5 protein-coding genes, 1 tRNA gene and 1 rRNA gene are annotated in these 6,384 nt (G+C 42.2%); 6 read left to right on the forward strand and 1 reads right to left on the reverse strand.

Features of this window, described 5'->3' with window-relative positions; all coding sequences use genetic code 11:
• Positions 1-109 precede the first annotated feature (109 nt).
• Positions 110-1,210 (forward strand): LPS export ABC transporter permease LptF, encoded by a 1,101-nt coding sequence (lptF, locus tag ELZ11_RS17515; RefSeq protein ID WP_137358687.1) that lies wholly within the window; start codon positions 110-112, stop codon positions 1,208-1,210.
• A 3-nt stretch (positions 1,211-1,213) separates the two neighbouring features.
• Positions 1,214-2,284, forward strand: a complete 1,071-nt coding sequence (gene lptG, locus ELZ11_RS17520; RefSeq protein ID WP_137358688.1) for an LPS export ABC transporter permease LptG — start codon at positions 1,214-1,216, stop codon at positions 2,282-2,284.
• Between the two features lie 54 nt (positions 2,285-2,338).
• On the opposite strand, the gene ELZ11_RS17525 is transcribed toward lptG, so the two are convergent.
• Positions 2,339-2,815, reverse strand: a complete 477-nt coding sequence (locus ELZ11_RS17525) for an RDD family protein (protein WP_137358689.1) — start codon at positions 2,813-2,815, stop codon at positions 2,339-2,341.
• 190 nt (positions 2,816-3,005) lie between these two features.
• On the opposite strand from ELZ11_RS17525, the gene ELZ11_RS17530 reads away from it, so the two are divergent.
• From ELZ11_RS17530 to ELZ11_RS17555, 4 genes are all read left to right on the forward strand, one after another.
• Positions 3,006-3,090, forward strand: a tRNA-Leu gene (locus tag ELZ11_RS17530).
• A gap of 943 nt (positions 3,091-4,033) precedes the next feature.
• Positions 4,034-4,438, forward strand: coding sequence for a VOC family protein (locus tag ELZ11_RS17540; RefSeq protein ID WP_137358690.1), 405 nt, complete (start codon positions 4,034-4,036; stop codon positions 4,436-4,438).
• A gap of 92 nt (positions 4,439-4,530) precedes the next feature.
• The gene (locus ELZ11_RS17545) at positions 4,531-5,784 is read left to right on the forward strand and encodes a cyclic di-GMP phosphodiesterase (RefSeq protein ID WP_137358691.1); all 1,254 of its coding nucleotides are present in this window, start codon (positions 4,531-4,533) and stop codon (positions 5,782-5,784) included.
• Between the two features lie 523 nt (positions 5,785-6,307).
• A 16S ribosomal RNA gene (locus ELZ11_RS17555) occupies positions 6,308-6,384 on the forward strand; the annotation flags it as partial.

Consider the following 6,384-nt stretch of genomic DNA (forward strand, 5'->3'; position numbering starts at 1 on the left):
CCTTTAAATAAGCGTGCTAACACTTAGCCAAAAATTTAAAAATAAAAGGTTCAACGGGAAATTATAGTGATTCAATTAAAAAAACAAGTTTTGTATAGGTAATTTCAGCGTGATTATTGTTAGATATTTGATCCGCGAGACACTCAAGAGCCAATTTGCGATTTTTTTCGTACTCTTTCTTGTGTTTCTTAGCCAAAAATTCATTAGCGTTTTGGCCGAAGCGTCGGATGGTGAAATCCCCGCCAGTTTGATTCTGTCTATTGTTGGTTTGAACATGCCAGCGATGGGGCTATTGATGCTCCCGTTAAGTATTTATATCGGTATTTTGCTCACTTTCGGTCGCCTATACGCTGAAAGTGAAATTGTTGTAATGAATGCCACGGGGATCGGGAATAAGTTTCTTATTCAAGCGGCTCTGTATCTAGCAATCATAACCGCCAGTGTTGCCGCGTTTAATTCACTATGGTTATCACCGTGGGCTCAAGACAAAGAAGCGCAATTAACCGAGCAGTTAGCAGCAGAGAACAGTGTTGATTTACTAAGAACAGGTCGTTTTGAGCCGACTCCAGATCGTTCATCGGTAGTGTTCATTGATTCGATTAGTGACAGTAAGCTATCCAACGTCTTTATCGCACAAATCCGCCCAAGAGATTCTATTTTACCAAGTGTTATGTTTTCGAAGTCGGGCGATGTCAGTGAGCTTAGTGATGGCCGCCAGGTGATTACTATGTATGACGGTACTCGTTATGAAGGGGTGCCAACGCGCGTTGATTACATGGTCACACATTTTGAAGAGTACGAAGGTCTCATTGGTCAGCGTGATGTGAAGAAAAAAGGGCGTGATTGGGAAGCGCTGCCAACTATGGACCTCATTAACCACCCAGATGTACGGGCTAAGGCTGAACTGCAATGGCGCATATCATTAGTATTGTGTATTCCTTTATTAACCATGCTGGTGGTTCCGTTATCAGCGGTGAACCCTCGTCAGGGGCGTTTTGCGAAAATGGGCCCTGCGATACTAATTTATTTAACTTACTTCCTGGCGATAAGTGCGACTAAGTCATCGATCGAAGATGGCAGCATTCCGGCCGTTGTAGGAATGTGGCCAATCAATGCCTTACTGCTGGTGGTAGCGATAATGGCTAACTTTATGGACAGCGTGCCAGTTCGACGCTTTAAAGAAAAATTTAGAAAAAAGAGGTTCGCTTAAGCCGTGTTTAAAATTCTTGATCTCTATATAGGCAGAACCATCATCGCGACAACGTCTTTGGTATTAGTGACGTTTGTTGGGCTTTCTGGAATCATCAAATACGTAGAGCAATTACGAAAAGTAGGGCGCGGTACTTACGACTTATTACAGGCTCTGTATTTTGTGATTTTAAGTATTCCGCGTGATATCGAAATGTTCTTTCCAATGGCTGCCTTACTAGGAGCTTTGATTGGGTTGGGGATGTTAGCGGCAAGCTCTGAACTGGTTGTGATGCAGGCCGCAGGCTTTTCGAAACTAGACATTGGCCTCTCCGTTTTGAAAACAGCGGTGCCGCTAATGATCATTGTGACACTACTTGGTCAATGGGGTGCTCCTCAGGCTCAGAAAATGGCACGTGATTTAAGAGCCATGTCGATTTCGGGTGGTAGCATTGTTTCAATTCGAAGTGGAGTTTGGGCGCGAGATGCTAATGATTTCATCTTTATCGGTAAAGTCGATGGCGAGCAGTTATACGGTCTAAACATGTGGCGATTTGATGAAAATAAAGAGTTGAAGAATGTTGTCTTTGCAGAAGAGGTGAATTACTTAAGTGATAACACTTGGGAAATGAGCGACGTACAAATCACTACATTAGAAAATGAAGTTGAGATCTCCAAAGAGTCCTTACCTGAATACCGCTGGAAAACCTCTTTAGCACCAGACAAGTTGGCGGTGGTAACGGTTAAGCCTGAGGAATTGTCGCTGAGTGGATTGTATAGCTATGTCTCTTTCTTAAAAGAATCGGAACAAGACTCGTCTCGTTATGAATTGGCATTTTGGCGTAAGATCACTCAGCCGATATCGATTGGTGTCATGATGCTGATGGCATTATCGTTTATCTTTGGTCCGCTACGAAGTGTAACCATGGGCGCGAGAATTCTGTCTGGTGTGATTGCTGGCTTCACCTTCTATATTTCAAGCGAATTTTTTGGGCCGCTGAGCTTGGTGTACCAGGTGCCGCCTGCTTTTGGTGCAGTCGCACCAAGCGTAGTTTTCCTCGCGATAGCGGTATTGCTCTTGAGGCGAAAACTTTAAAACTACATAAAAAAATGGAAGGCTTTGCCTTCCATTTTTGTATTCAACTCTTGATTAATTTGCTTTTGGTAGGACGACCACTTCGGTCTTAGCCCACATGTCATGGAAGCCACGCTTCTGTGGATCAAAAGGAACCGTTAAATTTGCCAGCCCAAAGCCAGAAGTGCCTAACCGAATTAAAGCTTGAGTCACTGATATTGCAGTTCCATTAGGGTTTTGGAGACGAAGCTTCCAAGCTCGCATTCCCAAAGTTTGTCCTGCTCTAGTCCAGAAGAAGACAAAGAAGTAAACCCATACCGCAACTAGATAGAAGGTGTACACGTAACTCCATATTGGATGCTTTGATAGCATGTCGCTGACGTCTATGTATGGGCCATAAGTCATTAAACCTGCGGCCACAAGTGCTTCAAGTATTGCAATGATGACACCAGCAGCCATCATTTCGATCGCTAATACAATCAGAGCGTCGTAAAAAAGGGCACCAAAACGTCGCATTACGCCCGCTGGTGGAAGTGTCGTAGATGAAGTCATAACTAAAACTTACTCTTAAAATTTGGCGTCAGAATATAGGCTTGAGCGTCTTCTGAAAAGAGACATGACGCACAGCTTACTACTTAATGGCGAAATTATCGGCAAACAATTGGCTTTTCAAGCTTTTATGCTTGCACCGAGTCTTCGCATACGTATAATGCCAAACATCAAAAGGGCCTAGCCCAAAGATGCCGGTATGGTGAAATTGGTATACACGACGGATTCAAAATCCGTTGCCTTCGGGCGTGGCGGTTCAAGTCCGCCTACCGGTACCATATTTTAAGACAGAGCCTCAACGAAAGTTGGGGCTTTGTTGTATCTGAAGATCGGAAAGCGTTGCCTTCGCGGTGGCGGCAGGAATGCCTGTCCAATCAGCCCGCCTAACCGGTACCATATATAGAAAGGTCGCTTTTATAGCGACCTTTCGTCGTTTTGGCTTATGTGAATTTGAAATCCAGTGTGTCGGCTTGGATGCAAGCCCAGCCAAGTCGCCTACCGGTACTATATTTTAACAACAAAGCCTCGACTTTTGTCGGGTCTTTGTTGTATCTGGAGAGCGGAAAGCGTTGCCTTCGGGGTGGCGGCATGAATGCCTGTCCAATCAGTCCACCTAAACCGATACCATATATAGCGACCTTTCGTCGTTTTGGCTTATGTGAATTTGAAATCCAACGTGTCAGCTTGGGTGCAAGCCCTGTAAAGTGGCCTACTGGTGCTGTATTTAAAGAGAGAGCCTCAACGAAAATTGGGGCTTTGTTGTAATTGGAGTATGGAAAGTGTTGCCTTCGCGGTGGTGGCATAAATACCGGTCCAATCAGCCCGTTTTAAACTAACTAGCATTTGCACATGAGCTAGTCAGTTGCTCACCAAGTTGGCTAATTGAATATTTGGTTGAGTAATGACGAAACTATAGGGGCTCCGTCACTTTAGGATTATCACGAACAGGCCTGCTTTATGTAGAGCCTATATCCGTACTCACCGATCTGCTGACAGCGTATATGGGAACTCTATCTATTTAGGGAAAACTAATTCATGTTCTTGTCGCTGTTATAGGAGATGGAAACACGATCACATTGTTTAAATTCATTAGCCCTTTCTATCTCTATGCCCTTACATTTAGATTGTGCGTTGTGTCATTAAAAGCTAATAAACTCACAGTGTTAGCTTTCAATTTGTTTCCTCTCGACTATGTTTAAATTATCTATATAGGAGGAATCTATGTTCAAACTGACCCCTTACCTTTTTTTCGGCGGACGCTGTGAAGAAGCACTGGCGTATTACCAGAAGTGTTTCGGTGGCGTCGTTGTAAGTAAGCAATATTTCAGAGATGCCCCTCAAACAGTAGAAGGCGTTGAGCCTGAATGGATCATGCATGCTGAATTTGAAGCATTTGGAATGAAGCTAATGATGTCTGATGGGATGAAAGCAAAAGAACTATGCGGGAATAATGTAGCCATGTCTTTAGTGTTAGATGACACAAATATTCAAAGTAAGTTGTTCGATACGCTCGCTGAGAGTGGTCGTGTCATGATGCCTTTGGCTGATACATTTTGGGGAGCAAGGTTTGGTAAGGTGGAAGACAAGTTTGGAATCCGTTGGATGTTACATAGTGACATACTTTAGTCGTTGTTGCGTGTGAATGTGCATAATGATCTCGATAGATAAATCTATTAAGATTATAAATTAGCTTTTACCAATTGTGTTGTATATAAAACGTGGCCAGCATTAAAATTACAGTGGATCGTATTCAACCTGGATTACATATTCGACTTCCGGTGAAGTGGAACGAACACCCTTTTCTATTCAATAGCTTTAAAGTTAAGAACGAAGAACAGATACAAATGATCCGTCATTTAGGGATCAAGTATGTCTACATTAACTTAGGGCAAAGTGATACTCAGCCTTTACCTGCCAACCAAGAACCTAAGGCGAATAGTGCTCAAGATGAAGAAATCGATCTAGAAGCGCAAAAAATGTGGCAAGAAAAGCAGAAAAGAATAGAAAAGCTTAGTTCATATAGAAGACGGGTGATTAATTGCGAAAAAGAGTTTGAACGTTCTTTAGCAAGAATGCGCTCTGTGATGCTTAAAATCCGTAACCGTCCTGCCGATGCAGTAGAAGAAGCAGCGCTATTAATAGAAGATATCGTTGACAAACTGCTAAGTGATGACAATGTTACTTTGCACCTTATGAACGGTAAAAGTGAATTCGAAGATATCTACTTTCATGCATTGAATGTATCAGTGATTGCTATGATGGTAGGTAAAGCGAAAGGGTATGATGCAGCAAAGTTAAAGGAACTCTCTTTCGCTGCTTTGTTTCATGACATCGGTAAAATCAAGATCCCTTCCGCTATATTAAGAAAGCAGACTCCATTAACAGGCCCAGAAAGCAATTACCTCAAGCTACATACTAAATATGGCTTAGACATGGCTAATGCTATTCAGGATTTTCCAGAAAGTACAAAAAGAGTCATCGCCCAGCACCATGAATTGAATGATGGCTCTGGCTATCCTGATGGGCTAAAAGAAGCGGAAATAGATGAGCTTGCTCAAGTGATAGCTGTAGCGAACGCGTTTGATAATCTTTGCCACCATAATATTCCTTCTGAGCAAAAGATTCCTTATGTAGCTCTCTCTCATTTATACAAGAACTGCAAGCACCTATATAGTAATGACAACCTCAACATACTTATCAAGTTCATGGGGGTATTTCCTCCAGGGACAGTGGTGCAGCTATCAAATGAAACGATAGGGCTAGTCATTTCCGTTAACTCCAAGAATATCCTCTATCCGAACGTTTTGATTTACGATCCAAACGTACCACGTACACAGGCTCCCATAATTGACCTGGGTGATAAAGAAATAAAGATAGTAAATGCTATTCACCCTGGGAAGTTACCTGAGAAAGTAAGAGAGTATTTAAATCCTCGTTCAAGGATCTCTTATTTCTTTGATAGTGATGACTGATTTATCCACAGGTATGTGTGAGTAAGTTGTAAGAAAATTGGGCTTAAAAGCGTATAAATATACGGTCGAATGAATAGTGTTCATTCGGCCGTTTTTTTTAAGAAAAATGCGTTTTAATGCTTGCCTAAAAAATCGAACTACCTATAATGCGCATCCACTGACACGGCAGTGCCAATAAGGCTTCGGCAGTGATTAGTAAGACGAAGCGATAAACGAAATAAACTTTCAAAAAGTGTTTGACACTGAAGCTTATCTCGCTAGAATGCACGTCCACTTCGAGAGTCCTAAGCGACTTGATGAAGTAAGCTCTTTAACAATTTAAACCTATCAATCTGTGTGGGCACTCGTTGATGAATATCAAAAATTGATTCTTAGGAATCACTTTGGTTTCAATGAACTGAGTGACCAATCAAGACTTCGGTCTTGGCACAGTCAATTCATTATCGTTCTGTTGGAACGATAATAAGCTTTAGAATTACATTAGTAGTTTTGAAGTCAGTATTCATTGAGCCGACAAAATCTTAAATTGAAGAGTTTGATCATGGCTCAGATTGAACGCTGGCGGCAGGCCTAACACATGCAAGTCGAGCGGAAACGACT

The organism is Vibrio profundi, from assembly GCF_005281835.1.
GTDB lineage: Bacteria > Pseudomonadota > Gammaproteobacteria > Enterobacterales > Vibrionaceae > Vibrio > Vibrio profundi.